Raw genomic sequence first — 25,506 nt, 5'->3', positions numbered from 1 at the left:
ACAAAGCGTGATGGCATATCGATTTTCGTGATGGATGAGCCCGGCCGGAATGGGCGGGCCCTCACCCGGATCAGACCGTCAGATCAGACGGCCGGGCGCTTGGCGAGAAGGTCGCGGATTTCCGTCAGCAATGCGACATCGGCCGGCGGCGGCGGGACCTCTGCCGGTGCGGCCTTTTCCTTGCGCTCGACCTGCTCGCGCAGGATGTTCACAGCCTTGATCATCAGGAAGATGATCCAGGCGAGGATCAGGAAATTGATGAGGACGGTGATGAAATTGCCGTATGCGAAAACGGCCCCACCTTTGCGGGCTTCGTCAAGGGTTGGCCCAACGGCTTTGTCCGACAGCGAAATGTAGTAGTTGGAAAAATCGAAACCGCCGAAGATCGCGCCGACGATCGGCATGATGATATCCTCGACCAGCGACTTGACGATCCCGCCGAACGCGCCGCCGATGATGACACCGACTGCGAGATCCATGACATTGCCGCGGGCGATGAACGCTTTGAACTCATTGAGCATCAGATCTGTCTCCCCTCGATGCATTTTTCAAAGACATGCCATTGTTTTCATTAGCTACACCTTCATCTCAATTAATCAATCGGCAATTGGAAATATTCGGACATCATCCCCTTCCGCGTAGAACTTAAGACCAAGACCGCGGGAATTTTCAAACCTGCTGAATTGCCCTAATCTTCAAACCGTTCCGGGAGGACGGCGGATAGTCCGCCGGCGGAGGGTCAATGCTTCCAGGCTGGGTCATATTTGCGTTTGCCTTGGGCTATCTTCTGCTGCTTTTCGCAGTGGCAAGCTATGGCGACCGCCGGAGCCGAAAATTCGGCGTGCCGGAGGGCGGCCGGCCTGTTGTGTATGCGCTCAGCCTTGCGATCTACTGCACGTCCTGGACCTATTTCGGCGGTGTCGGCCTTGCTGCGCATCACGGGCTGGAATTTGCCGGCATCTATATTGGGCCGATTCTCGTCTTCACACTCGGCATGCCGCTATTGAAGCGCATTATCGAACTCGCCAAGGCCGAGAAGCTGACATCGGTGGCCGATTTCATTGCGGCGCGCTACGGCAAGAATTCCACTGTCGCAACCATCGTGGCGCTCATCTGCCTGATCGGCACCATTCCCTACATCGCGCTGCAGTTGAAATCCATCTCCGCGACTGTCACGGCCATGGTCAATCCGTCCGACTACGGTATCGGCAGCGGCAATCTCTATTTCCTCGACCTGCCGCTGATCGTGACGCTTGTGCTTGCCTGCTTCGCCATCATGTTCGGCACCCGCCATACCGATGCGACCGAGCATCAGGACGGGCTCATCCTCGCGGTATCGATGGAATCGATGGTGAAGCTCGTTGCCTTTCTGACGGCGGGCATATGTGTCATCTGGTTCCTGTTCGACGGACCGAGCGACCTGTGGCGGAAAGGATCGGAGAACTCCCTGGTCAGTGCCGCCCTCGACTATCAGACTCCGCTCAGCCGATGGATCACGCTGACACTGCTTTCGGCCTTCGCCATTATCATGCTGCCGCGCCAGTTCCACGTCACGGTGGTCGAAAACCGAACGGCAAAACAGCTCCGGCTCGCCGGCTTTCTCTTCCCGCTCTACCTGATCGCCATCAATCTCTTTGTGCTGCCCGTCGCCATCGGCGGGCTGCTCATCTTCGGCGGCAACGGTAATGCCGATCTCTATGTTCTTACCCTGCCGCTTGCAGGGCAGATGCCTGTCGTCTCGCTGATCACCTTCATCGGCGGCTTCTCGGCGGCGACCGCCATGGTGATCGTCGACTCCGTGGCGCTTTCCATCATGGTGTCGAACGACATCGTCATGCCGTTCTTCCTGCGCCGGAAGCTCGCGGGCCTTGCGAGCCAGCGTGACGACTTCGCAAAGAGCCTGCTCAATATCCGCCGCAGCGCCATCTTCGCCGTACTGCTGCTCGGATACGCCTATTATCGTTCGACCGACAGCACTGCGGGGCTTGCCTCGATCGGCCTGCTCTCCTTTGCCGCCATCGCGCAGATTGCACCTGCCCTCTTCGGCGGCATGATCTGGCGGCGGGCAAATGCGCGCGGCGCCATCCTCGGCCTGACCTCCGGCTTCACCATCTGGGTCTACCTGCTTTTCCTGCCCTCCTTCGGCGGCCCGGATTATTCCTATGTGGCAAGCAGTTTCCTCGGTTTCATCTTTCCCGGCACGACGCTCTTCACCGATCCGGATGCCGATCCGCTGGTCAATGCGACGGCGATGAGCCTGCTCGTCAATACTGCCGCCTTCGTCGTGGGCTCGCTGACGCGCAATGCCAAGCCGCTGGAACGCATCCAGGCCGGCATCTTCGTCAAACGGCATTCGCGCTCGCAATTTGCCACGCGCGGCTGGAAGACCCGTATCAGCGTCGGCGATCTCAAAACGGCCATCGCCCGCTATCTCGGCGAAGAGCGCATGCAGCGCTCGCTTGCGACCTATGAGCAGACCTCGGGGCGCAAACTGGAGGATGATCAGCCGGCCGATATGGCGCTCATCCATTTCACCGAGCAGCTGCTCGGCAGCGCCATCGGTTCTTCGTCCGCACGGCTGGTGCTGTCGCTGATCCTGCAGAAGATCGAGGATGCCTCTTCGGATACCGCATGGCTGCTCGACCAGGCGAGCGAAGCGCTGCAATATAATCAGGACATGCTGCAGACGGCACTGTCGCAGATGGATCAGGGCATTGCCGTCTTCGACAGTTCCAACCGGCTGACGATCTGGAACCGGCGTTTCCGGCAATTGCTGGACCTGCCTGAAAATGCGGGCCAGGTCGGCTTTCCGCTATCTGACATCGTCAGTATCCTTAGCCATCGCGGTGACATCGCGCCCGGTGACCAGGGCCAAGCGGTGCGGCATTTCCTGACGCTCGACAAGCCTTTCCCGCTGGTGCTTGCCGGCGGCGAGCGCATCATCGAAGTGCGCTCCAACGCCATGCCGGACAAGGGCATCGTCGCGACCTTCACCGACATTACCCAGCGCGTGGCCGCCGACCAGGCACTGAAACAGGCAAACGAGACACTGGAACAGCGCGTCGCGGAGCGGACGGCGGAACTGACCCGGGTCAACAAGGAGCTGGCGGAGGCACGCGCGGCGGCGGACGAGGCCAATATCGGCAAGACCCGATTCTTTGCCGCCGCCGGCCACGATATCCTGCAGCCGCTCAATGCGGCCCGGCTCTATTCTTCCGCACTCGTCGAGCGCATGGCGCAATCGGAAAACAGCCCGATCGTGCGCAACATCGATTCCGCGCTGGAATCGGTTGAATCCATTCTCGGCGCCGTGCTCGATATTTCCAGGCTTGATACCGGCGCCATGCGCCCGCGGCTGGCATCCGTGCCGCTTTCCGACCTGCTCGAGCGTATCGAGACCGATTTTGCGCCGATCGCCCGCGAGAAGAAGCTGAAGCTCAAGGTCCTGCCGACCTCGCTGCGGGTGCGCTCCGATCCGAACCTGTTGCGCCGCCTGGTACAGAACCTCGTTTCCAACGCCATCAAATATACGGTCGACGGCAAGGTGTTGATCGGGGTCAGGCGACGCGGCAATCAGGTGATGATCCAGGTGATGGATTCGGGCATCGGCATTCCGCCTTCGAAATTCCGGACGGTGTTCAAGGAATTCGCGCGGTTGGACGAAGGCGCCAAGACCGCATCGGGTCTCGGGCTCGGCCTCTCCATCGTCGACCGCATCGCCCGCGTGCTCGGCCACAAGGTCGAACTTCAGTCGACACATGGCAAGGGAACGGAATTCCGCGTTCTCATGCCGCTCGACATCTCGAAGAGCGCGGAAACAAATGCCGCCGTGGTTCCGGTCGATCGCACAGCCGAGCCATTGAAGGGATTGCGCATCCTGTGCATCGACAATGAAACCAAGATCCTTGAAGGCATGCGGCTGCTGATCGATGGATGGGGCTGCAACACGCAGGCGGCGGATTCGCTTTCCGCTGTCCAGACGCTTTCGATGCGTCAGCCACCGGATCTTGTCATCGCCGATTATCATCTTGCCGACGGAACCGGGGTCGCAGCGATCCTGCATCTCCGCCAGCATTTCGGCATTGAGATTCCCGCACTGCTCGTCACAGCCGACAGGACGCTGGAAGTGCGGGCAGAGGCAGAAAAGCACGGCATCGCGGTGCAGCACAAGCCGGTGCGCCCTGCGGCATTGCGCGCCTATATCACCCAGATTTCAGGGCTGAAGCGCGCCGCCGCCGAGTGAAGATCAGGCCACCTTGCGCCGGTCGAAAAGGTGGTCAACAAGTTCCCGTACGCGAGCAGAGTTCGGAGCATCGCCGAAGAGGGTGCGATACATGATGGGTGCAACGACACTATCCATCACCGTATCGACATCGGGAAAGGCCTCGCCCCTCCCCTTCGCCCTTCCGGCGATCGCTTCAATCTGTTGACGGGTGAAGTTGCAGCACTTGTTGGCATTATCACCGGTCTGGGCAGCGAGCACGTCGCGGATATATTCACGACCGGGGCCGGAGGACATTTCCTCTGCATATTGTTCGGCCCAGGCTTCCAGATCGCCGGCGCCGGTACCGGTATCGACCGGTTCCATGTCGGGACGCAGACGTTCGACGGCGACGTCGGCCAGTAATTCCTGCAGATCACCCCAGCGGCGATAGATGGTGGACGGCGTGACACCCGCCCGCGTCGCGATCAGAGGAACGGTGATCTCCGTTCGGCTCATCTCCGCAAGAAGCTCACGCACTGCGGCATGCACCGAAGCCTGGACACGTGCACTTCTGCCACCCGGACGGATATTCTCTTTCACTGCCATTTCAACCCAACTTTCTCAGCCCCGAAGCGCACCGCGACCTTTCGGTTTCGCCTAGCATGCTTCAGGTCCCGTTTTAACATGCCGTGGTCGCAAAACCGCTCCCCAGTTTTGCGGGACATGCTCTCTTTGCTTGCCCACAAGTCCGGGCGTTGCCCACCTTGCTGGAACTGCCCCGGCACCAATAGATCAGAAACATTCATCGATCCATTAACGCAAATTATTTGCTTTTACCGGCGCCTCAACCTAAATAAGGCTAACGCAACGATTTAGCTTTAATGGATCAATATATGGTCGTCGCTCCTGAATCCATCAAGAATTCGTCACCCATGGGCTTCCATGCTCTGACGCTGGCCATCTTCTTCGGTGCATCGGCTGCGCCGACGCCGCTTTATCGCATCTATCAGGAAGTCTTTGCCGTTTCTCCCATCCTCATCACCGTCATCTTCGCCGTCTATGCCTTCGCTTTGCTCGCCACTTTGCTGATCGCCGGTTCCATCTCCGATCATCTCGGACGGCGACCTGTCATTTTTGGCGCGCTGGTGCTGGAGATCATCGCCATGGCGCTATTTTCCATCGCCAGCGGACCGGAATGGCTGATCGCGGCGCGCATCGTGCAGGGTATCGCCACCGGTATTGCCGGCGCCTCCCTCGGTGCAGCTCTTGTCGATGTCGACCGGGCCAAGGGGCAGATCGTCAACTCCATTGCACCGCTTTCTGGCATGGCGGTCGGCGCGATCGGAACCAGCGCGCTGATCCAGTACGGGCCGGAACCACTGCATCTCGTCTACGCCCTGCTTCTCGTCGCCTTCACCGTGCAGGCCTTTGCGCTGTGGCTGACGCGAGAAACCGCCGGCACGCGGCCCGGCATCTTCACTTCGCTGAAGCCGACGATTTTCATTCCGCAACAGGTAAAGAAGCCGCTGTCGCTGGTGACGCCGATCAATATCGCCAACTGGACGCTCGGCGGCTTCTACCTGTCGCTCGTGCCTTCGCTGGTCGTCTCCACTACCGGCAGTCGCGCACCGCTGACGGGTGGCGCGGTCGTGGCAGCGTTGATGTTGTCCGGCGCAATTACCGTTTTCCTTCGCCGCAGCCGCAGCCCGAAGGGCAATCTCGTCTTCGGCGTCGCCTCCCAAACAGCGGGTATCGCAACGGTCGTCGCTGGCGTGCATCTTGCCAGCGTGCCGCTGCTGCTCATCGGAACGCTTTTGACCGGCGCCGGTTTCGGTACCAACTTCCTGGGCTCGATCGGCACGATCATGCCGCTCGCCAAGCCGGAAGAACGGGCCGGCCTACTTTCGGCCTTTTATATCCAGAGCTATCTCGCCTTCAGCCTGCCAGCCATCCTTGCGGGCTTCCTCGTCAAGTCGATCGGCTACGGCATGACCACAGACATCTACGCAACCGGCATCGTCCTCGTCAGCCTTGCCGGGTTGGTGATGATGCGCTCGACAAGGGATACGGCGACGGCTTAAAGCGTGCCGCGATCTTTCAGATCCGCCACGCTTTAAGCTCCCGTTTTCTCACGTCGTTATCGTAAAACCGCACGCACTTTTGCGCGACACGCTATGCGATCACCGCCAGCCGAGCGCCGGCGCGATATATTTCATGATCGATTCAATAACGTGGGCATTGTATTCCACGCCGAGCTGGTTGGGGACGGTGAGAAGCAGCGTATCTGCCTCGGCGATCGCCTCGTCCTTCTTCAGCTCCTCGATCAGAGCATCAGGCTCGGCGGCGTATGAACGGCCGAAGATCGCCCTCGTATTCTCGTCGATGAAGCCGATCTTGTCCTGCCCTTCATTGCCATAGCCGAAATAGGAGCGGTCGCGATCGTTCACCAGCGCGAAGATGCTGCGGCTGACGGAGACGCGTGGCTCCCGCTGATGACCGGCTTCCTTCCAGGCCTCGCGATAGGCGCGGATCTGTTTGGCCTGCTGGATATGGAAGGCCTCGCCCGTCTCGTCGTCCTTCAAGGTCGAGCTTTGCAGGTTCATGCCGAGCTTGGCGGCCCAGACTGCCGTAGCGTTCGAGCCGGCACCCCACCAGATCCGCTCACGCAAGCCGGCGGAATGCGGTTCGAGCCGCAAGAGGCCGGGCGGATTGGGGAACATCGGCCGCGGATTGGGCTCGGCGAAGCCTTCGCCCTTCAATATTTCGAGGAAAACCTCGGCATGGCGGCGCCCCATATCTGCATCGCTCTGGCCTTCCGGCGGATTGTAGCCGAAATATCGCCAGCCATCGATGACCTGCTCCGGCGAACCGCGGCTGATGCCGAGCTGCAGGCGCCCGCGAGCAATCAGATCGGCAGAGCCGGCGTCTTCCGCCATGTAGAGCGGGTTCTCGTAGCGCATGTCGATGACTGCGGTGCCGATCTCGATGCGGCTGGTCCGGGCACCGACAGCGGCCAAAAGCGGAAAGGGCGAGGCAAGCTGGCGGGCGAAATGGTGGACGCGGAAATAGGCGCCATCGGCACCGAGTTCTTCAGCTGCAACGGCAAGATCGATCGACTGCAGCAGCGTATCGCCGGCGGAGCGCGTCTGGGATTGCGGCGAGGGCGTCCAATGCCCGAACGAGAGAAAACCGATCTTCTTCATGATTCCATCGCTTGAACTGAAGTGTGCCTGCACGCTTCTTCTCATGATTCCTGACAGGCATATAGGCGCGCACGGGAGATTTCTGAACCTGGTGACTGATCAAATGCAAATTCGGCGCCGGTCAATTGCAGCACGGAGCCCTGCTTCTCCTGACACCTCCAAAAAACATGAGGAAAAATTTGTTCCCGGCCATACTCTTAAGACAATTCTTAATTAGTCATATAAATAGCGGCCGCAAGATTGTGAAGGGAATGCGATGAATACAGATAGTTTTGAAAAGAAAGCCGACCTGCTGCTGGTGATGGCGAATGCCCATCGACTGCGGATGCTGAAGACGCTTGCCGAGCGCGAAGTGGCGGTCAACAATCTCGCCGATATTATCGGAATCAGCCAATCGGCCCTCTCCCAGCACCTCGCCAAGCTCCGCAGCAGGGACCTCGTCAAGACGCGGCGCGATGCGCAGACGATCTACTACTCGGTCAAATCCGAGAAGGTCCATGTGATCCTTGAAATGCTGAGCGAGATGTTCGACGAAGGCCAGACAACGGATCACCGACTGGCAGGTTAAGCGATCGGTGTCACCCGGCATTCTCCGCCGTTCCCAGTTATCGCCCTAGCCCGGCCGCTATACCGGGCATGAGTTTTCTTTATTTCTCCACCAGCTTCGCCAGCTGCGCGGCGACCGTGCCCCAACCGTCATGGAAGCCCAGTTCTTCATGCGTGCTGCGGGTCTCCTTGTCCTTGTGCATGACGACGGCACTGTAGTCGGTCCCTTCGGGATGATCGGCGAGGGTGATGATGGCTGTCATGAAGGGGGTTGGCGCAGGGCGCCAGCCGCCAAGGAGCGCATTGGTGAAGACGATGCGACGCCCCTCCTGAACATCCAGATAGCAGGCACTGAGATGGTGTTGAAAGGGACCGCCATCCTCGCTCATCTCGGTTACAAGGGCGCCGCCGGGTTTGACGTCCATGGTGGCGACACGGCAGAGCGCCGGTGCGGGTATCCACCATTTTTCGAATTGTGCCGGGTTGGTCCAGGCGCTCCAGACGGCGGACGGCGGTGCCTTGATGACGCGCGAAATGGTCAGATCGAGATCGGGATTCACATTTGGCTTCATTGGGATTTCTCCTCCTTCGATTGCGTGGCAGTGACGAAAGCTTCGAGCCTGTCGGTGCGGGCCTCCCAGATGGCGCGCTGAGCCGAAAGCCAGCCTTCGACCATTGCGAAACGCTTCTTCTCCAGCGTGCAGGTGCGCACACGACCCTGCTTCTTCGTTTCGATAAGCCCTGTCTCTTCGAGCAGGTGGATGTGCTTCATGAAGGACGGCAACGCCATGGCGAAAGGCTTTGCAAGATCGCTGATGCTCGCCGGACCGGTGCCGAGCCGGCCGATGACGGCACGGCGCGTGGGGTCGGCGAGCGCCAGGAAGATGCTGTCGAGCTGATGCGAATAGTAATCCATGAGGCTAAGTATCATGATGCGATACTTAGCGCAAAAGCTAAGTGTTTTTGGCCCAGAGTGTCCGGCAGAATTGTGAGTAACTGAAATTGCGCGGTCGCCTCACTAACCCTCTCCCCGGTGGGTAGAGGGGACGTGGGCTACGACGCCTTTGAGAGCGCGAAAACAGTGTGGCAAAACCCCTCTCCCCTCGGGGAGAGGTGGCCCGAAGGGTCGGATGAGGGGGCTCCGGACGTTCCCGCTTCGTTTAAGCAGCCTTGTCAGCCGCCGGATAGGGATCGAAACGACCGTAGAAGGTTTCGCCCTTGGCGGCCATGTCCTTCAAGAGCGGCGTGGGCTTGAAGTGGTCGCCGTAGCTGGAGGCCAGCTTTTCGGCGAGGTCCACGAAAGCATTCACGCCCATGCCGTCGATATAGCTCAGCGCACCGCCGGTATAGGGCGCGAAACCGAAGCCAAGGATGGAGCCGACATCGGCTTCACGCGGATCGGTGACGATGCCTTCTTCCATCGTGCGGGCGGCTTCGAGAGCGATCGTCACCAGGAAGCGCTGCTTCAGGGTGTTGACGTCGACCTCAGCGGCCGGTTTTTGCGGATAGAGGGTCTTCAACTCGGGCCAGAGGAATTTCTTGGCGGGCTTGGCCGGATATTCGTAGAAGCCCTTGCCGTTCTTGCGGCCGCGGCGGTCGAGTTCGTCCACCAGCTTGTCGATGAGGGCGAGGTGGCGCTCGTCGACAGCCTTGGGGCCGAGATCGGCGACGGTGGCCTTGAGGATCTTCTGCGAGAGGTCGATTGCCACTTCATCGTTCAGCGACAGCGGGCCGACCGGCATGCCGGCCATCTTGGCGGCATTTTCGATCATCGCCGCCGGCACGCCTTCGATCAGCATGTCATAGGCTTCGTGGATATAGCGGAAGACACAGCGGTTGACGAAGAAGCCTCTGGTATCGTTGACGACAACAGGCGTCTTCTTGATGGCGGCGACATAATCGAGCGCCACGGCGAGCGCACGGTCACCGGTGCTCTTGCCGAGAATGACCTCGGTCAGCATCATCTTTTCGACCGGCGAGAAGAAGTGCACGCCAATGAACTGATCCGGGCGCTTCGAATTTTCTGCAAGGCCCGTGATCGGCAGGGTGGAGGTATTGGAGGCAAAGACGGTCGTCTCCGGGATGACGGCTTCGACCTGCTCGATGACCGCCTTCTTGACGGCGCGATCTTCGAAAACCGCTTCGATGACCAGATCAGCGTCTTTCAGGTCTGTATAGTCGGCAGACGGCGTGATGCGGGAAAGAAGGGCCGCGCCCTCCTCCTGCGTCAGCCGGCCCTTACCGACGGAATCCTTGACGAGGCCTTCGCCGACGCCCCTGCCCTTGGTGGCGGCTTCGATATCGCGGTCGATGAGAGTCACCTCGAAACCGGCGGCGGCCGTGACATAGGCGATGGAGGCGCCCATGAAACCGGCGCCGACGACACCGATCTTCTTCAGCTCCGTCTTGGGAACGCCAGCCGGGCGGCGGGCTCCCTTGTTAAGCTCCTGCATGGAGATGAAGAGCGAGCGGATCATCGAGAAGGCTTCGGTCGTCTGCAGCACCTGGGTAAAATAGCGCTGCTCGATCTTCAGCGCCGTATCGAAGGGAACCTGCAGGCCTTCATAGACGCATTTCAGGATGGCGAGCGCGCCCGGATAGTTACCCGAGGTTTCGCGGCGCAGGATGGCGGGTGCAGCCGGCCAGAGCTGGGCTGCAGCTGACGTCCAGATGCCGCCGCCTGGAACCTTGAAGCCCTTTTCATCCCAGGGGGCGACGGGCTTCAGGCCGTCCTTGATCATCTGCTTGGCGGTCGGGATCAGCTGATCCGGCTCGACCACCTGATGGAGGAGGTTCATGGCCTTGGCGCGCGAGGCGTTCAGCGACTGGCCCGTCGTCATCATCTGCAGGGCGGACTGGGCATCGGTGAGGCGCGAGATGCGCTGCGTGCCGCCGGCACCCGGAAAGATTCCGACCTTGACTTCCGGCAGTGCGATCTTGACGCTCTTGGCATTGGAGGCGACGCGGCCGTGACAGGCGAGCGACATTTCCAGCGCGCCGCCCATGCAGGTGCCGTTGATGGCGGAGACCCAGGGCTTGCCGCAGGTTTCGAGCTTGCGGAAGAGGCCAGTCATCAGGCCGACAAGATCGAAGAGCTTTTGTGCCGCGCCGTCAGGATTTGCGGCTTTCTCCTGCTGATAGAGTGTGAACATAGCCTTGATCATCGAGAGATCAGCGCCGCCGGAGAAGGAAGACTTGCCCGAGGTGATGACGACGCCCTTGACGGCACTGTCGGCAACGGTGGCATCGATGATCGCATCGAGTTCGCTCATCACCTCTTCGGTGAAGACGTTCATCGACTTGCCGGGCATGTCCCAGGTGACCAGGGCAATACCATCCGCATCGGTCTCGACGGTGAAGTTGGTGTAGCTCATCGTCTCTCTCCCTTAGACGCGTTCGATGACGGTTGCCGTGCCCATGCCGGCGCCGATGCAGAGGGTGACCAGTGCGGTGTTGAGATCGCGGCGCTCCAGTTCGTCCAGCACAGTGCCGAGGATCATGGCGCCCGTGGCACCCAGCGGATGTCCCATGGCAATTGCGCCGCCATTGACGTTGATCTGGTCGTGCTCGATGTCGAAGGCCTGCATGTAGCGCAGTACGACGGCGGCGAAGGCCTCATTCAGTTCAAAGAGATCGATATCGGCAAGCGTCATGCCCGTGCGCTTCAGGAGCTTTTCGGTGACATCGACGGGGCCGGTGAGCATCAGCGCCGGGTCGGAGCCGATATTGGCGAAGGCCTTTATGCGTGCGCGGGGCTTCAGGCCCATGCTCTCGCCACCGGCTTTAGAGCCGAGCAGGACGGCAGCGGCGCCATCGACGATCCCTGAGGAATTGCCGGCATGGTGGACATAGTTGACGCGCTCGACTTCCGGATGAGCCTGGATGGCGACGGCTTCGAAGCCGCCCATTTCGCCAGGCATCTGGAAGGACGGATTGAGGGAGGCGAGCGCCTGCATATCGGTGCCGGGACGCATGTGCTCGTCATGGGCAAGGATCGTCAGGCCATTCTGGTCCTTGACCGGGATGACGGAATTCTTGAACCAGCCATTGTTCCAGGCGTTTGCCGCCCGCTTCTGGCTTTCGACAGCATAGGCGTCGACGTCGTCACGCGAGAAACCGTATTTGGTGGCGATCAGATCGGCCGACACGCCCTGCGGCATGAAATAGGCCGGGAAGTTCACCGAGGGGTCCATGAACCAGGCGCCGCCGGACATGCCGAGGCCAACGCGGGACATGCTTTCGACGCCGCCCGCGATGACGATATCGTCAGCGCCCTGCGCAATCTTGCCGGCGCCGAAGTTCACGGCGTCGAGACCGGAAGCGCAGAAGCGTGAAATCTGCATGCCGGGCGCCCTGGTCGAATAACCGGCTTCGAAGGCAGCGGCCTTGGGGATGACGGCGCCGGCATCCATGACCGGGTCGACACAGCCCATGATGATGTCGTCGACGGTTTCGGTGTCAAGACCGTTGCGGTCGCGGATCGCCTCCAGCGTCTTCGCCGCAAGGCGCACGGAGGGCACTTCGTGGAGCGAGCCATCCTTCTTGCCGCGGCCGCGGGGCGTGCGGACGTGATCGTAAATGAAAACCTCGGTCATTGTTTCATCTCCCTGGCGGCGCAAAGGCGCCGGTGAAATCGTCTTCCGGCAGGAAGGAGCCAGAGACGGCCGCGCTTGCGGCCCCCTCATCCGGCCCTTCGGGCCACCTTCTCCCAGTGGGGAGAAGGGGTAGTGATCAAAACGCTTCGGCGGCCAGTTCCATCATCGTGTCGGCACCGGCTTCGATGCGCGTCTTGCGCAATGCGGTTTCGGGCATTACGCGCTCCATGAAAAATTTCGCCGTGGTGAGCTTGTTCTTCAGATAGTCTTCTCTGGCATCGCCCGCGGCAAGACGTTCATTGGCGGCTTTGGCCATACGCGCCCACATATAGCCGAGAATAACAAGGCCAAAGAGGTGCATGTAATCGGTGGAGCCGGCACCGGCGTTATCGGGCTTCGCCATCGCATTCTGCATGAACCACATGGTCGCGCCCTGCACGTCGTTCAAACCCTTCTTGAGGTGCTTGGTGAAGAAGCCGAGCTCTTCGTCATTGCGGTTTTCCTCGCAGAAATCACCGATCTCCTTGAAGAGCGCCATGGCCGCGCGACCGCCATTCAATGCCAATTTGCGGCCAACCAGATCGAGCGCCTGGATGCCGTTTGCGCCTTCATAAATCATGGCGATGCGGGCATCGCGCACATACTGGCTCATGCCATGCTCTTCGATATAGCCGTGGCCGCCGAAGACCTGCTGGGCCATGACGGCATGATCGAAGCCCCTGTCGGTCATCACGCCCTTGAGGATCGGGGTGACGAGGCCGAGAATGTCGTCGGCCGTCTGGCGTTCCTTCTCGTCGCTGGCGCGGTGGGCGATATCGGATTTCAGCGCGGTCCAGAGCAGGAAGGCGCGGCCGGCCTCGTTGAACGACCGGATGGTCATCAACGCGCGACGGATATCTGGGTGGACGATGATCGGATCGGCCTTCTTGTCCGGCGCCTTGACGCCCGACAGGGAGCGACCCTGGATACGATCGCGGGCATAGTTTGCGGCGTTCTGATAAGCGATCTCTGAAATGGCGATGCCCTGCAGGCCGACCATCAGACGGGCCTCGTTCATCATCACGAACATGGCGTTGAGCCCGCGGTTTGCCTCGCCGATAAGATAGCCGGTCGCCTCGTCATAATTCATGACGCAGGTGGCGTTCGCGTGAATGCCCATCTTGTGTTCGATCGCGCCACAGGTAACGCCGTTGCGCACCCCGGTACCGCTATCGTCAGCGGCCAGAAACTTCGGCACGATGAAGAGCGAAATGCCCTTGGTGCCTTCGGGGGCGCCCTCGATACGGGCGAGCACAAGATGGACGATATTGTCGGCCATGTCATGTTCACCGGCGGAGATGAAGATCTTCTGGCCTGAGATCCGATAGCTGCCGTCAGCCTGCGGTACAGCTCTGGTGCGCAACATGCCGAGATCTGTGCCGCAATGCGGCTCGGTGAGGTTCATCGTGCCGGTCCAGGCACCCTCGACCATCTTCGGCAAGTAGGCGCGCTTCTGCTCTTCGCTGCCGTGAACGAGGATGGCAGCAATCGCGCCCTGGGTCAGGCCCGGATACATCATCAGCGACATATTGGCGGCCGAGGTATATTCGCCGACGGCGACGTGCAGCGTATAGGGCAGGCCCTGGCCGCCGAATTCCTCCGGCACGGCGAGGCCGATCCAGCCGCCTTCGCGATAGGCCTTATAGGCTTCCTTGAAACCCTTCGGTGTCGAAACCGTGCCATCCTCTTGACGCTGGCAACCCTGCTGGTCGCCGGAATAGTTCAGAGGAAACATAACCTCCTCGGCCACTTTCGCCGCTTCGCCCAGAATAGCCTCCACCATGTCAGGCGTGGCATCGGCAAAACCCGGGAGATTGTTGTAGCGCTCGAGACCCAGCACGTCGTTCAGCACGAAGAGCGTGTCGTTCACCGGGGCCTTGTAGACTGGCATCGTTCGAATTCCTCCAATTCGGCAACCGGATCGCTCCGGCGTTGACACTCTCTTACAAAATATTGACGTTTGCGTAAACGTCAAATCCGGAGTGCGCGCGATTTTGTGAGGTGGCGTGGAGAGAGGTGAACCATGCACGCGCATTGTCACAGAATGGTAATAGTCCGTTGCTTCTCCGGCCAAGCGCGCTACACTCCATCCTGCGACTTTGGAAAAGCCTGGGAGGAGCTGTTCATGAAAAGAGCGTGGCCTGCGGAGTTCAATTCCATCTTCGATACGGCGGAACTTGTGACCATCGAGCCTGTGACTGTGGAACCGGTCAATGGCGAAAGAGTGGTTGCGCATGACGAGCCGCCGTCTCCGCGCAGGGCGCTGAGGGTGCGCATTCCCATGGAAACCTATGAACGCATCTGGCCGCTTGCCGAAATGCGTTTCCGGCCGGCCGAGGGGCCTTATGCCGGCAAGGCGGTGACGCTGATCGCCACCAATCCACACTATCATCCATGGCACCCCGCCGATGGCGGCTGCGAAGAAAAAGTCGGTGACAGCGGGCGCCATTACAAGACCGATTATCTGGTCGTGCATTTCCTGCTCGACGACGTGCGTGAATCCGTCGCCGCCTGAGCGGCGATCTCGAAGCCAAACGGCTTGAAGACAAGGTCGCTCCCGGACTAGGCTTGCGCCAGCAATGTCTATTTCGGGAGCCTAGCCTTGAGCGATTTCGATATAATCCGTCAACGCGCCGAGCAGAGAAAAGGCGGCGCCGACGCGCTGAAGGCGATGCTGCCGGCCATTCCTGACCATGAGGCGCTGCGTGCCCTGCGGGATGACCGCATCCTGTCGCAGATGACGAAGCGCGTCTTCTACAGTGGCTTCGTCCACAAGGTCATCGATAATAAATGGCCAGGCTTTGAAGAGGCTTTCGACGGTTTCGATCCTGCCGCCCTCAATATCGCTCCCGACGAATATTGGCATGACCTGACGAGCGATGATCGCGTCGTCAAGAACGGCGCGAAGATCATGTCGGTGCGCGCAAACGCCGCCTTCGTACGCGAGATGGCGAACGAGGCAGGTAGCGCTGGCGCCTTTTTCGCAAACTGGCCACGTGAGGATCATATCGGCCTGCTCGACGTGCTTGCCAAACGCGGCAACCGGCTGGGCGGAGCCACCGGTCAATATTTCCTGCGCGGTATCGGTCGCGACGGCTTTATCATGACATCAGACGTGCTCGCCTGCCTGAGGGATGCGGGCGTGCTGCTCTCGGCATCCGGAACCGGCAAGAAGGATCAGCAGCTGATACAGCAGACTTTCAACCGCTGGGCCGAGGAGACGGGTCTGCCGCTCGCCCATCTCTCGCGCATCTGCGGGCTTTCGATCGACGCTCCCCAGGAATGAAATATTTCCGGCCGACGGTTTTTTGACAGGCTGCGACTGCCTACCTCTCCGGAAGGTTCATCCGAAGGAGAAGATCATGGCCGAGTTTCCCTATCGCAGCGCGCTGATCGTCGGTGCCGGTTCCGGCATCAGCGGCTCGCTTGCCCGCAAGCTTGCAGAGCGCGGCGTCAAAGTGAGCCTTGCGGCGCGCAATATCGGCAAGCTCGGGCCTCTGCTCGATGAAACCGGGGCGAAGGCTTTTGCCACCGATGCTTCACAGCCCGCGGCGGTTTCTGCCCTCTTCGAGCGCGTCGATGCCGAAATCGGCGAGCCCGATGTCGTCATCTATAATGCCAGCGGCCGGGTGCGAGGGCCGATTGCCGAACTCGATCCCGCAGAGGTGCAGCAGGCGATCGCCACCAGTGCCTTTGGCGGCTTCCTCGTAACCCAGCAGGCGGCCAAACGCATGATCGCGAAAGGTCGCGGGGCTATCCTGCTGACGGGGGCGACGGCCAGCATCAAGGGCTATGCGCAATCGGCGCCATTTGCCATGGGAAAATTTGCGTTGCGGGGTTTGGCACAAAGTGCTGCCCGCGAACTTGGGCCGCGCGGGATCCATGTGGCGCATTTTATCATCGATGGCGCCGTGCGTTCTGCCATGAGGCCGGATAGCGAAGACAAACCCGACGGTACGCTTTCGCCTGATGCGATCGCACAGTCCTATATCGACGTGCTGCAGCAGCACCGCAGCGCCTGGTCGCAGGAAGTGGAGTTGCGGCCCTGGACGGAGAACTTCTGATCCAGACGGTCTCGATCGCGCATAGATGCTTTCCCGAAGGCGTCGAAACCGGTAGGATCGGTTTGGCTTCGAAAGCCTGGGAGGGAACGATGCTGCGTCTGGACCATGTGACGATCGATACCCGCGATGCGCCTGCCATGATCGCTTTTTTCGAAGACATTCTTGGCGTGAAGGAAGGCTATCGGCCACCCTTTCCCTCGCGCGGTCACTGGCTTTATCTCGACGACAAGCCGGTGATCCATCTGAGCCTGACGGAGCGGGCGGGCGATTTTCCGCCCGGTATCTTCAATCATGTGGCCTTCAGCCTCTTCGAATTCGAACCGGCACTCGCCCGTATCAAAGCGAGCGGCTATCGCCATGAATATCTCGACATTCCGGATACCGATCTCGGCCAAGTCTTCATCTATGGGCCAGAAGGCGTGAAGATCGAGTTGCAGTACAAGCGACCGATCTGAAGATTTGCGCGCGCCAAATTGGCACGAAGAGCGCAAAAGTTAAAAAATTCTCATCCGGGTTAACGAGTTCTTTACCACGTTTCGTGAAAGGTGCGCGGTGAGCATTGGCGATCTGCATTCCTTTTTTTTGTCTCGCGTTTCAGGAGTGCCGCCAAAATCTGTCCAGCTTGAGGAAAGTCTAATTGATTATTTCCTCATGGATGGCGCTCTCCGCTGCGTGCCCCGGTACGCTTCGGAAAAGGCAATGATCGGGCCCGGACCGGGCAATCGAAGCGAGCAAGAACATGAACGGATCGCGATCACATTCTTCCCGGCATTCCGACAGAACCTCGCTCGACGCGTTGAACCGCACGATCGAAGGGCTGGAAGCGCGGATCGAAGGCTTGATGGGCAGCGGACGCGAACAGCGACCCAGCAATCCGACGCCAGACCGCGATCTCTACGTCAGTTCCTATACGCCGCGCGCTGCCGACCCGCTGGCGGAAATCCGCCAGCGCCAGCGCGCGCTTGATGCTACCAGAGAGAACCGCGAACGCGCCTATACGCGCGAAGCGGCACCGGCCCTTCTGCGTGAACCGGCCCTTGCGCCTGCTCCGCAGCGCGCGCCGGCACCGCAGCCGGCCGCACCCGCCTTCCGCGCCTCCGGCGACACCATGACCGAAATCGCCCAGGCCCTCGTCAACCTGCGACAGGACCTGAAGCGCGACATTTCCGAAGGTGTCACGCGCGAGATGAATGCGCTGCGCACGGAACTGCGAGAGATCAAGGCGAGCGCGCAGGACAGGCATTTCGCCGACGACATCCGCGCCGACATGGGTCGCCTGTCGCAGAGCATCGCGCAGCTCACCAGCCGCTCGGCTGGTCCGGAGGCTACCGGCCTGCGCAACGAATTCGAAGAGCTGCGTTCGCTGATGGACGGGCTGGCGCGCGAGGATTCCATGCGCCACATGGAACAGCGCTGGGACAATGTGGAAAACCGCCTGGCAGAGCTCGACACGGCCGGGCTGCAGGAAGAGCTGGTGTCGCTCGCCTACCGGCTTGACGACATCAAGCGGCATCTTGGCGGCATGGGCGAAAGCCCGGCCGTGCACGCACTGGAAGACAAGCTCATCACCATCGCCTCTGCGGTCGAGCAGTTCGGCAACCTCATCCAGCCGCACGACCGGATCATGTCCGAGCAGTTCGCCGCCATGGATACGCGGCTCGACGAGATCAGCCGCGCGATCGCCGCCAGCGGACGCAGTGCTGCAGGCGGTGATCCGGCACTGATGCAGCGGTTGGAAAATCGCCTTTCCGCGCTTGGCGAGCAGATCGAGCTGATGGGCCGGGCCGCCATAAACCGTCCCAACCCGACCGACGAGATGGCCGGCCGGCTGGAAGCATTGACGGCGCGCGTCGAGGACCTTGCCAAGGCCGAGGCGACTTCGCGTCTCGACGAGCGGCTGGAGCACCTTTCCTACTTGCTCGAGCGCACGCAGAAGGCCGCCCCGCAACAGGACCTGACCGGCGCGCTTTCCGACATTTCCCGCAAGATCGATGCGCTGGAAAGCGGCTCGGTCAATGATGCGCTCGCCCAGAGGCTCGACTATCTCGCACGCCGCATCGACGAGATGGAAATCCGCCCCGTCCCGGCGCCTGTTATCGACGACAGCGCCTTTCAGCGTATCGAAGGGCGGCTTAGCGACATCGCCGCAAGGCTGGAGGAAAGCACCGCAGCTGCGCCGACCGACACGCGCGCGCTGAAGAACCTCGAGGAGCAGATTGCAAATCTCTCCGAGCTCCTGAATACGCCGCGCGAAAATGCGGAAGTATCCGCGGATCTCGACCGTCGCATGGGTGCAATCGAAGATTATATCGCGACGAACGACGAATATATCATCGAGGCGGCGCGGCAGGCAGCGGAAGCCGTGGTTGATGCCTATTCGCGCAACGGCGGAGCACAGGGCGCTGCACCCGCAGAGAGCGACATGTCGGCCCTCATCGCACTCGCCGAAGATCTGCGGAACCTCGAAGATTTGAGCCGCGACAGCGAGGAGCGCACGCACAAGACCTTCCAGGCCCTCCACGAGACGCTGCTGCATATTGCCGACCGGCTGGATACGATGGAGGAGCGGGTTCGCCCGGCCGCCCGGATGCCGGCGGCGGAAGTCGATTTCGACGTTGACCCCTACGCACTCGTCGATGCGGGCAGCGAGCCAGCCAGGGCGCCGGTGATACCGGCGCCGAAGGCCTCGCCTGTGCTGCGCACGGCCGATATCGCCGAAGAGACGGCAGTGCGTATGCCGGAAGCGGCTTTGGCCGACAGCACCAGCGCGATCGCCATCGAAGCGACGAGCCAGTCGGAAAAGCCTGTCGTTCCCGCCAAGGGTAGCCTGCTTGCAAGCCTTGGCCGCAAGCTGATGCCATCGCGCAAGACGGAGGCAAAGGCCGCTGCCGAGCGCACGGTCATCGATCCCGCACCGTCAATCGATCCCGTCGATGTCGTGCCGGCAGAGGCGGCGAACGAATTGCTCGAACCGGGCTCTGGCGCACCTGATGTCAAGAAGATCCTGGAGCGCGTGCGCGCCAGCCAGAATGCCCAGCGCGGCAAGCCGGCGACCGAAAACGATCGGGCCGACTATATTGCCGCTGCGCGCCGCGCCGCGCAGGCCGCCGCCATGGAGATCGACAGCAACGCAAAGCCCGCGACCCGCGCCGAGCGTCGTGCTGCGAAGCCTGAAAAAGCCGGCAAGGGTGGCGCCTTCTCGCGCTTTCGCCGGCCGATCCTGCTCGCGGTCGGGGCCGTGCTGCTGGCCATCATGGCTTTCCCGCTTGCCCGCACGTTGACCACGGGCGAAAAGGCCCCGCCCCCGGCTGAAGTCTCGGTTCTGACCGACGCGACCGAAACACCGCAGGCCAATATGGCAGCCCCGGCACCGGTTGCGCCGGAAGCAGCCGCGCCCGAAACCAGCGCTCCGGCGCCGATGATGACGCCGGAGGCAGCACCTTCCGAGGCGACCGCGCCCGCAGAGCCGCAGGCAGCGACACCCGATCACCTCACCGATGCCACGCCGCTTGACGGCGAAGGCGCAGAGGATTTCAGCCAGGCGCCCGCGCAGAATACGTCCGGCTTTGTTCCGAACGCTCCCGCGGCGCCGACGACGATACCTGCCGCTTCGATCATCGTTCCCGATACGATCCAGCCGCAGCCGCTTGCCGATGCAGCGCGCAATGGCGACGCGCTGGCGCTCTTCGAGATCGGTGCGCGTTATACCGAAGGCCGCAATGGCCTAGCCGCCGACCAGAAGCAGGCCGCGAGCTGGTATCAGCTCTCGGCCGACAACGGCTTCGCACCGGCACAGTACCGTCTCGGCAGCATGTATGAGAAGGGCAATGGCGTCGACCGCGACGTGCAGAAGGCCAAGAGCCTCTACGAGCAGGCTGCGGGCCAGGGCAATGCCAGCGCCATGCACAATCTCGCAGTGCTCTATGCCTCAGGCGCTCTCGGCCAGCAGGATTATGCGACGGCCGCAACGTGGTTCCAGAAGGCTGCCGACCTCGGCATCACCGACAGCCAGTTCAACCTCGCCATCCTGTGCGCCCGCGGCAATGGCGTACCGGCGGATCTGGAAGAATCCTACAAGTGGTTTTCGATCGCCGCCAAGTCGGGCGACAAGGATGCTGCCCAGAAGCGTGACGAAGTCGCAAATGCCATGAAGCCGGACCAACTCGAGCGCGCCCGCGCCAAGGCCGAGCTCTGGAAGCCGCAGCCGCTCGACAACAAGGCGAACGGCATCGAGGTTCCCGATGCATGGGCAAGTGCCGCCGCACCAAAGACGGCCACCGTCGACATGAAGAAAGCGATCCGCAACATCCAGGCGATCCTCAACAATAACGGATTCGACGCTGGCCCAGCGGATGGAGAAATGGGCGCCAAGACGGTGACTGCCATCAAGAACTTCCAGAAGTCGATCGGACAGGAGCCGACCGGCAAGGTCAACGACGATACGGTGAAGGCGCTTCTGGAACGCAACAAACCGGGCGCCAAGGCTATCTGAGATCGCCCGGCGGCGCTCTGCCGCGGGGCTTTTCGCCTTTTCGAGCCACCTGTCACAAAACCTGAAAAAAGCCGGATTATGCGGGACATATCGAGACCCGCATCCGGCTGATCGCGCTTTTTTCCTTCGAAAGCCTCTGGCAACGATTTCACAGTAGGATGCGCCATTCGAACGGGGACGTGAGACAGGCCGCCGCGGCGGGCGCGGCGATAATCGGGGTCGGCTGTGACAATCTATCTGCCCATCGCAGAATTGTCGGTGAACATCTTCATCATTCTCGGCATGGGGGCCGCCGTTGGCTTCCTGTCGGGCATGTTCGGCGTTGGCGGCGGCTTTCTGATCACGCCTCTCCTGATCTTCTATAACATTCCGCCGGTCGTCGCCGTCGCCACCGGGGCCAACCAGGTGGTCGCTTCCTCGATCTCCGGGGCGATCACGCATTTCCGGCGCGGCACGCTGGATGTGAAGCTCGGATCGGTGCTGCTTGTCGGCGGTCTTTCGGGCGCGACTGTTGGTATCTGGATCTTCTCGCTGCTGCGCGCGATCGGTCAGCTCGACCTCTTCATCTCGCTGCTTTACGTCGTCTTCCTCGGTACAGTCGGCGGGCTGATGCTCTGGGAAAGCGTCAATGCCATGCGCCGGGCGGCCCGCAACGAGGCACCGGCGCCCCGCAAGCCCGGCCATCAGCACTGGGTTCACAAGCTGCCGCTCAAGGTGCGGTTCAAGAAATCGAAGATCTATCTGTCGGTTATTCCGATCGTGACGCTCGGCTTTGCGATCGGCATCCTGACCTCCGTCATGGGTGTCGGCGGCGGCTTCATCATGGTTCCGGCCATGATCTACCTGCTGCGCATCCCGACCAATGTCGTCGTCGGTACCTCGCTCTTCCAGATCATCTTCGTGACCGCCTATACGACGATCGTGCAGGCGGCGACCAACTATTCCGTCGATATCGTGCTCGCGTTCTTCCTCATGCTCGCCGGTGTCATCGGTGCGCAATATGGCGTGCGTGTCGGCCAGCGGCTGCGCGGCGAGCAGTTGCGCGCCCTGCTCGGTCTGCTGGTTCTAGCCGTCGGCCTGCGCCTTGCCGTCGCGCTGATCGTAACACCGCAGGATATCTATTCGGTGGTCATGGGAGTGGGGAACTGATGTTTCGGCTCCTCCTGCTTCTTGTCCTTCTCATGCCTGTGACCGCGTCGGCGCAGATGATGCTGCCCGGACAGGGAACGACGCAGGCCGAACGCGAATTGCTGGAAATTGGCACTTCGACCAGCGAGATCGCCATCACCTCGGATTTCCGCGGCGCGGACCTGACGATTTTCGGTGCAGTGACCAATACGGACGACCTGCTGCTCGCCATCGGCCAGTATGATGTCATCGTGGTTCTGGAAGGACCGCGCGAGGATGCCACCGTGCGCAAGAAGGAGCGGGTCTTCGGCATCTGGATCAACACCTCGTCGATGACCTTTGCCGACGTGCCGCATTCCTATTCAATGTCGAGTTCGCGTTCCATCGATGATATCACGACGCCGCTGGACCTTACCGGCGAAGGGATCGGCATCGACCATATTCCGCTGCGGCCGATCGATTTTGCCGGTAATTTCAACAGTCTCAACGAATTCCGCACCGCCTTCCGGCGCATACAGCAGGTGGGCGGGCTCTACGAGCGCGATCCGAGCGGCGTGCGCTTCGTCTCCTCCAACCTCTTCAAGGCAAGCCTGCGGCTGCCGGCCAACATTCCGAACGGCGTGCATACGGTGCGCGCCTATCTGTTCAAGAGCGGCAAGTTCGTGACGCAGAAATCGCAGCCGCTGCGCGTCATCAAGACGGGTATCGAGCAGACGATTACCGATGCTGCGCATGAGCAACCGATTTTCTACGGCTGTTTTGCGGTACTGCTGGCCGTGCTGACGGGATGGGGCGCCAGCCTGATCTTCCGCAAGGATTGATCCGCGGATCTCCGCCACCGGTCGATAAGTTTCAGATAGGTTTTCATCAAACATCCGACGGCCATCACGTAGCGGACGGCAAAAGCGTGTCCCGATGCCCGCTGCTGCCGCCTTTCAAACTCCCCCATTTTTAACCGCTTGCATTTTGCTATCAGTTAGACTATTTTCAAAACTAGTTGTTATTAGCAACTAGTTTTGAAGAGGACACAGTCCAAGGAGGATGAGATGAGGAAGCTTGTTGTCTGGAACCTGATGACGCTGGATGGCTACTTCGAAGGGACGAAACCGTGGGACATCGAGTTCCACAACCTGGCCTGGGGGCCGGAGCTCGAAAAATATGCCGAGCAGTTCGGCGAGGAAGGCGACCTTCTGGTCTTCGGACGCAAGACCTATGAGGGCATGGCGGCCTATTGGCCAACCGCGGAGAGCGAGGACAAGATCAAGGCCTATATGAACGGCATCGCCAAGATTGCCGTCTCGCGGAGCATGGAAAAGGCGGACTGGAACAATACGCGCGTCGTCAACGACCCGGTACCCGAACTGAAGCGGCTGAAGGAGGAGCGCGGCAAGACGATCTTCATCTTCGGCAGCGCCGAGCTTGCCGATGTCCTCTTGAAGGCTGGACTGGTGGATGAAATCCGTATCTGCCTCGTGCCGGTCATCCTCGGCGGTGGCAATCCGCACTTCAAGCCCGCGGAAAACCAGAGGGCGCTGAAGCTGCTCGATTCCTCGGTGACCAAGAGCGGTGCGGTGATCCTGCGCTATGAACCCGGCACCGCAGAATGATCATTTTCCGGCTGCAGCCACCAGGGCTGCAGCCGCTTCGCCGGCCGTTTCCATATAGGTCGGATCGCGATGCAGGAGTACGGCGGCAAAGGAGCCGTCGAGCAGCAGCACGATCTGGCGGGCGAGTTTATCCGCGTCAGCACCATGCTCAGCCTCGAAGAGCGTCACCAGCCAGTGCTCGACATTCTTCTTATGCGCGGCGCCGACCTTGATCGCGGGATGGCCGGGCATGTTTGCGAGTTCCGCCGAAGTTCTGAGATATCCGCAGCCCTTCCATTTCGGGTGCCGGGCAGAACGGGCGAGATTGTCGAAAATGCCCTTTACCTTCGCCGCGAGATCGCCGTCCGTTTCCGCAAACCAGCGCCTGTAGACAGCGAGATTGGGCTGATCCCGGCTTTCCAGATAGGCGGCGATCAGATCGTCCTTGCTGTCGAAATGATAGTAGAGGGTGCGCTTGGTGACATCTGCCTTCTCCGCTACCGCATCGACGCTCACGGCGCGGATGCCGTCGCTGTAGAAGAGTTTCGCGGCGGCTGCGACGATGCGCTCCCGCGTGTCTGATGCGGATCTGACCATGACAGCAGTGTATACCGACTAGTGAGTGTCATCAACACGGCTTGACGGCTAGTGTCCTGCAGGGTCAGGGACGAAGGGGACGACAGATGCCGGCTGCAGGCAAACGCAGGGAGAGTGATCTTATCAAGGAGGCGGAAGCCGTCGTGATCGAGTGCTCCGATGGTGTTGCGCTTCACGGCCACATCTGGAGTGCGACCAGCAAACGCAGCAATGGCAACGTCGTCATCAATCCGGCATCCGGCGTTGCGGCGCGCTATTATCACTATTATGCGCGCTTTCTCGCCGAACATGGCTTCGATGTACTGACCTATGACTATCGCGGCATCGGCCTCTCGCGACCGGAGCGGTTGCGTGACTGCGGCTATCGCTGGCGGGACTGGGGCGAGCGGGATTTCGATGCAGCGCTACGTTTCATGGAGGCCCAAAGGCCCGGCCGAGAGCTCTTTGTCGTTGGGCATAGTATCGGCGGCTTCCTGCCAGGTCTTTCGGCGCATTGCGACCGCGTTGCCCGGATGCTGGCGGTCGGGGCACAATATGGGAACTGGCGGGACTATGCGCCTGATCATCGCGGGCGGCTGTTCGCGAAATGGCATCTTCTGATGCCGGCGATAACGTTGCTTGCCGGCTATTTTCCCGGACGGTGTCTCGGCTGGCTCGAAGATCTGCCGAAGGACGTCGCGCTCGACTGGGCATTCCAGCGGGGATGGAACAGTCCTCGCTCGGCTGCAAAAAAAGACGCCTCAAAATCCTTCGAAGACTTCCATGCACCGATCCTCGGCCTCACCGTCACCGATGACGAGATTGCCACGGTGCAGGCCATTCGCCGCGGCCTTTACCACTATCGCAATGCCAGAGTGGAGGAGGTGCTGCTGGCGCCAGACGATCTCGGATTTCCAAGGATCGGGCATTTCGATCTTTTTCATGCTCGCCATGCCGCCGGCTTCTGGCTGGATACGCTGCTCTGGCTGCGGGACGGCACCAATCCCTGGCCTCACAAAAAGCCGCCAGAACATCTCGTATTCGCATAAAAACCGCTCTTTAACGTTTACGAG

At 60.8% G+C, this 25,506-nt stretch carries 21 protein-coding genes; 12 read left to right on the top strand and 9 right to left on the bottom strand.

The genetic code is table 11. The features are described 5' to 3' along the window. Nucleotides 1-83 precede the first annotated feature (83 nt). Nucleotides 84-521, bottom strand: coding sequence for a large conductance mechanosensitive channel protein MscL (gene mscL / locus FHT93_RS13520; protein ID WP_112541634.1), 438 nt, complete (start codon nt 519-521; stop codon nt 84-86). A gap of 221 nt (nt 522-742) precedes the next feature. Between mscL and FHT93_RS13515 the strand changes: the two genes are divergently transcribed. Beyond that, nucleotides 743-4,243: a PAS domain-containing hybrid sensor histidine kinase/response regulator gene (locus tag FHT93_RS13515; protein ID WP_183847942.1), complete on the top strand. Its 3,501-nt coding sequence runs from the start codon at nt 743-745 to the stop codon at nt 4,241-4,243. A 3-nt stretch (nt 4,244-4,246) separates the two neighbouring features. On the opposite strand, the gene FHT93_RS13510 is transcribed toward FHT93_RS13515, so the two are convergent. Beyond that, the gene (locus tag FHT93_RS13510) at nt 4,247-4,810 is read right to left on the bottom strand and encodes a TetR/AcrR family transcriptional regulator (RefSeq protein ID WP_113146961.1); all 564 of its coding nucleotides are present in this window, start codon (nt 4,808-4,810) and stop codon (nt 4,247-4,249) included. Nucleotides 4,811-5,097: 287 nt separating this feature from the next. Here FHT93_RS13510 and FHT93_RS13505 point away from each other — a divergent pair, with 287 nt between their 5' ends. Further along, a complete protein-coding gene (locus FHT93_RS13505; protein WP_183848391.1) occupies nt 5,098-6,285 on the top strand; it encodes an MFS transporter in 1,188 nt (395 codons plus the stop codon). A 99-nt stretch (nt 6,286-6,384) separates the two neighbouring features. On the opposite strand, the gene FHT93_RS13500 is transcribed toward FHT93_RS13505, so the two are convergent. Next, nucleotides 6,385-7,407: an LLM class flavin-dependent oxidoreductase gene (locus FHT93_RS13500; RefSeq protein ID WP_112541638.1), complete on the bottom strand. Its 1,023-nt coding sequence runs from the start codon at nt 7,405-7,407 to the stop codon at nt 6,385-6,387. A 256-nt stretch (nt 7,408-7,663) separates the two neighbouring features. Here FHT93_RS13500 and FHT93_RS13495 point away from each other — a divergent pair, with 256 nt between their 5' ends. After that, nucleotides 7,664-7,975, top strand: a complete 312-nt coding sequence (locus FHT93_RS13495; RefSeq protein WP_112541639.1) for a metalloregulator ArsR/SmtB family transcription factor — start codon at nt 7,664-7,666, stop codon at nt 7,973-7,975. A gap of 79 nt (nt 7,976-8,054) precedes the next feature. On the opposite strand, the gene FHT93_RS13490 is transcribed toward FHT93_RS13495, so the two are convergent. From FHT93_RS13490 to FHT93_RS13470, 5 genes are all read right to left on the bottom strand, one after another. Next, nucleotides 8,055-8,525 carry an SRPBCC family protein gene (locus FHT93_RS13490; protein ID WP_112541640.1) on the bottom strand — a complete coding sequence of 157 codons (471 nt, stop codon included), beginning with the start codon at nt 8,523-8,525 and terminating at the stop codon, nt 8,055-8,057. Further along, complete coding sequence (locus FHT93_RS13485) at nt 8,522-8,869, bottom strand: metalloregulator ArsR/SmtB family transcription factor (RefSeq protein ID WP_112541641.1); 348 nt, start codon at nt 8,867-8,869, stop codon at nt 8,522-8,524. Before FHT93_RS13485 ends, FHT93_RS13490 begins: the two co-directional genes overlap by 4 nt. A 244-nt stretch (nt 8,870-9,113) precedes the next feature. Further along, complete coding sequence (locus tag FHT93_RS13480; RefSeq protein WP_183847940.1) at nt 9,114-11,327, bottom strand: 3-hydroxyacyl-CoA dehydrogenase NAD-binding domain-containing protein; 2,214 nt, start codon at nt 11,325-11,327, stop codon at nt 9,114-9,116. Nucleotides 11,328-11,339: 12 nt separating this feature from the next. Continuing rightward, a complete protein-coding gene (locus FHT93_RS13475; protein ID WP_112541643.1) occupies nt 11,340-12,548 on the bottom strand; it encodes an acetyl-CoA C-acetyltransferase in 1,209 nt (402 codons plus the stop codon). A gap of 136 nt (nt 12,549-12,684) precedes the next feature. Continuing rightward, on the bottom strand, nt 12,685-14,478 hold the full coding sequence (locus FHT93_RS13470; RefSeq protein WP_183847938.1) for an acyl-CoA dehydrogenase C-terminal domain-containing protein: 1,794 nt from the start codon (nt 14,476-14,478) through the stop codon (nt 12,685-12,687). 234 nt (nt 14,479-14,712) lie between these two features. Between FHT93_RS13470 and FHT93_RS13465 the strand changes: the two genes are divergently transcribed. The 8 genes from FHT93_RS13465 (at nt 14,713) to FHT93_RS13430 (ending at nt 23,878) form a co-directional block, all read left to right on the top strand. Next, nucleotides 14,713-15,102, top strand: coding sequence for a hypothetical protein (locus FHT93_RS13465; RefSeq protein ID WP_112541645.1), 390 nt, complete (start codon nt 14,713-14,715; stop codon nt 15,100-15,102). Nucleotides 15,103-15,189: 87 nt separating this feature from the next. Continuing rightward, entirely contained in the window at nt 15,190-15,873 is a 684-nt protein-coding gene (locus tag FHT93_RS13460; RefSeq protein ID WP_183847936.1) for a DNA-3-methyladenine glycosylase I, read from the top strand. A 76-nt stretch (nt 15,874-15,949) separates the two neighbouring features. Continuing rightward, nucleotides 15,950-16,651, top strand: coding sequence for an SDR family NAD(P)-dependent oxidoreductase (locus tag FHT93_RS13455; RefSeq protein WP_113012995.1), 702 nt, complete (start codon nt 15,950-15,952; stop codon nt 16,649-16,651). An 89-nt stretch (nt 16,652-16,740) separates the two neighbouring features. Further along, nucleotides 16,741-17,106 (top strand): VOC family protein, encoded by a 366-nt coding sequence (locus FHT93_RS13450; protein ID WP_112541648.1) that lies wholly within the window; start codon nt 16,741-16,743, stop codon nt 17,104-17,106. Between the two features lie 284 nt (nt 17,107-17,390). Further along, on the top strand, nt 17,391-21,143 hold the full coding sequence (locus FHT93_RS13445; protein WP_113012996.1) for a peptidoglycan-binding protein: 3,753 nt from the start codon (nt 17,391-17,393) through the stop codon (nt 21,141-21,143). A gap of 225 nt (nt 21,144-21,368) precedes the next feature. Then, nucleotides 21,369-22,292, top strand: a complete 924-nt coding sequence (locus tag FHT93_RS13440; RefSeq protein WP_112541650.1) for a sulfite exporter TauE/SafE family protein — start codon at nt 21,369-21,371, stop codon at nt 22,290-22,292. After that, a complete protein-coding gene (locus tag FHT93_RS13435; protein ID WP_112969896.1) occupies nt 22,292-23,092 on the top strand; it encodes a TIGR02186 family protein in 801 nt (266 codons plus the stop codon). Before FHT93_RS13440 ends, FHT93_RS13435 begins: the two co-directional genes overlap by 1 nt. A 225-nt stretch (nt 23,093-23,317) precedes the next feature. Further along, the gene (locus FHT93_RS13430) at nt 23,318-23,878 is read left to right on the top strand and encodes a dihydrofolate reductase family protein (protein WP_112541652.1); all 561 of its coding nucleotides are present in this window, start codon (nt 23,318-23,320) and stop codon (nt 23,876-23,878) included. Here the strand turns inward: FHT93_RS13430 and FHT93_RS13425 are convergent, their stop codons facing one another. Further along, nucleotides 23,879-24,454 (bottom strand): TetR/AcrR family transcriptional regulator, encoded by a 576-nt coding sequence (locus FHT93_RS13425; RefSeq protein WP_112541653.1) that lies wholly within the window; start codon nt 24,452-24,454, stop codon nt 23,879-23,881. It lies immediately after the preceding gene. Nucleotides 24,455-24,540: 86 nt separating this feature from the next. On the opposite strand from FHT93_RS13425, the gene FHT93_RS13420 reads away from it, so the two are divergent. Next, nucleotides 24,541-25,482: an alpha/beta fold hydrolase gene (locus FHT93_RS13420; protein ID WP_183847934.1), complete on the top strand. Its 942-nt coding sequence runs from the start codon at nt 24,541-24,543 to the stop codon at nt 25,480-25,482. Nucleotides 25,483-25,506 lie beyond the last annotated feature (24 nt).

It is taken from the genome of Rhizobium sp. BK379 (assembly GCF_014193955.1).
Taxonomy (GTDB): Bacteria; Pseudomonadota; Alphaproteobacteria; order Rhizobiales; family Rhizobiaceae; genus Rhizobium.
The sequence above is the reverse complement of the archived record's forward strand: the minus strand, read 5'-3'. Positions and strand labels throughout refer to the sequence as shown.

Bases quoted from the DNA above. Each gene is read 5' to 3' on its own strand.
- mscL (WP_112541634.1), bottom strand. From the start codon at position 521: ATGCTCAATGAGTTCAAAGCGTTCATCGCCCGCGGCAATGTCATGGAT.
- FHT93_RS13515 (WP_183847942.1), top strand. From the start codon at position 743: ATGCTTCCAGGCTGGGTCATATTTGCGTTTGCCTTGGGCTATCTTCTG.
- FHT93_RS13510 (WP_113146961.1), bottom strand. From the start codon at position 4,810: ATGGCAGTGAAAGAGAATATCCGTCCGGGTGGCAGAAGTGCACGTGTC.
- FHT93_RS13505 (WP_183848391.1), top strand. From the start codon at position 5,098: ATGGTCGTCGCTCCTGAATCCATCAAGAATTCGTCACCCATGGGCTTC.
- FHT93_RS13500 (WP_112541638.1), bottom strand. From the start codon at position 7,407: ATGAAGAAGATCGGTTTTCTCTCGTTCGGGCATTGGACGCCCTCGCCG.
- FHT93_RS13495 (WP_112541639.1), top strand. From the start codon at position 7,664: ATGAATACAGATAGTTTTGAAAAGAAAGCCGACCTGCTGCTGGTGATG.
- FHT93_RS13490 (WP_112541640.1), bottom strand. From the start codon at position 8,525: ATGAAGCCAAATGTGAATCCCGATCTCGATCTGACCATTTCGCGCGTC.
- FHT93_RS13485 (WP_112541641.1), bottom strand. From the start codon at position 8,869: ATGGATTACTATTCGCATCAGCTCGACAGCATCTTCCTGGCGCTCGCC.
- FHT93_RS13480 (WP_183847940.1), bottom strand. From the start codon at position 11,327: ATGAGCTACACCAACTTCACCGTCGAGACCGATGCGGATGGTATTGCC.
- FHT93_RS13475 (WP_112541643.1), bottom strand. From the start codon at position 12,548: ATGACCGAGGTTTTCATTTACGATCACGTCCGCACGCCCCGCGGCCGC.
- FHT93_RS13470 (WP_183847938.1), bottom strand. From the start codon at position 14,478: ATGCCAGTCTACAAGGCCCCGGTGAACGACACGCTCTTCGTGCTGAAC.
- FHT93_RS13465 (WP_112541645.1), top strand. From the start codon at position 14,713: ATGAAAAGAGCGTGGCCTGCGGAGTTCAATTCCATCTTCGATACGGCG.
- FHT93_RS13455 (WP_113012995.1), top strand. From the start codon at position 15,950: ATGGCCGAGTTTCCCTATCGCAGCGCGCTGATCGTCGGTGCCGGTTCC.
- FHT93_RS13450 (WP_112541648.1), top strand. From the start codon at position 16,741: ATGCTGCGTCTGGACCATGTGACGATCGATACCCGCGATGCGCCTGCC.
- FHT93_RS13445 (WP_113012996.1), top strand. From the start codon at position 17,391: ATGAACGGATCGCGATCACATTCTTCCCGGCATTCCGACAGAACCTCG.
- FHT93_RS13435 (WP_112969896.1), top strand. From the start codon at position 22,292: ATGTTTCGGCTCCTCCTGCTTCTTGTCCTTCTCATGCCTGTGACCGCG.
- FHT93_RS13430 (WP_112541652.1), top strand. From the start codon at position 23,318: ATGAGGAAGCTTGTTGTCTGGAACCTGATGACGCTGGATGGCTACTTC.
- FHT93_RS13425 (WP_112541653.1), bottom strand. From the start codon at position 24,454: ATGGTCAGATCCGCATCAGACACGCGGGAGCGCATCGTCGCAGCCGCC.
- FHT93_RS13420 (WP_183847934.1), top strand. From the start codon at position 24,541: ATGCCGGCTGCAGGCAAACGCAGGGAGAGTGATCTTATCAAGGAGGCG.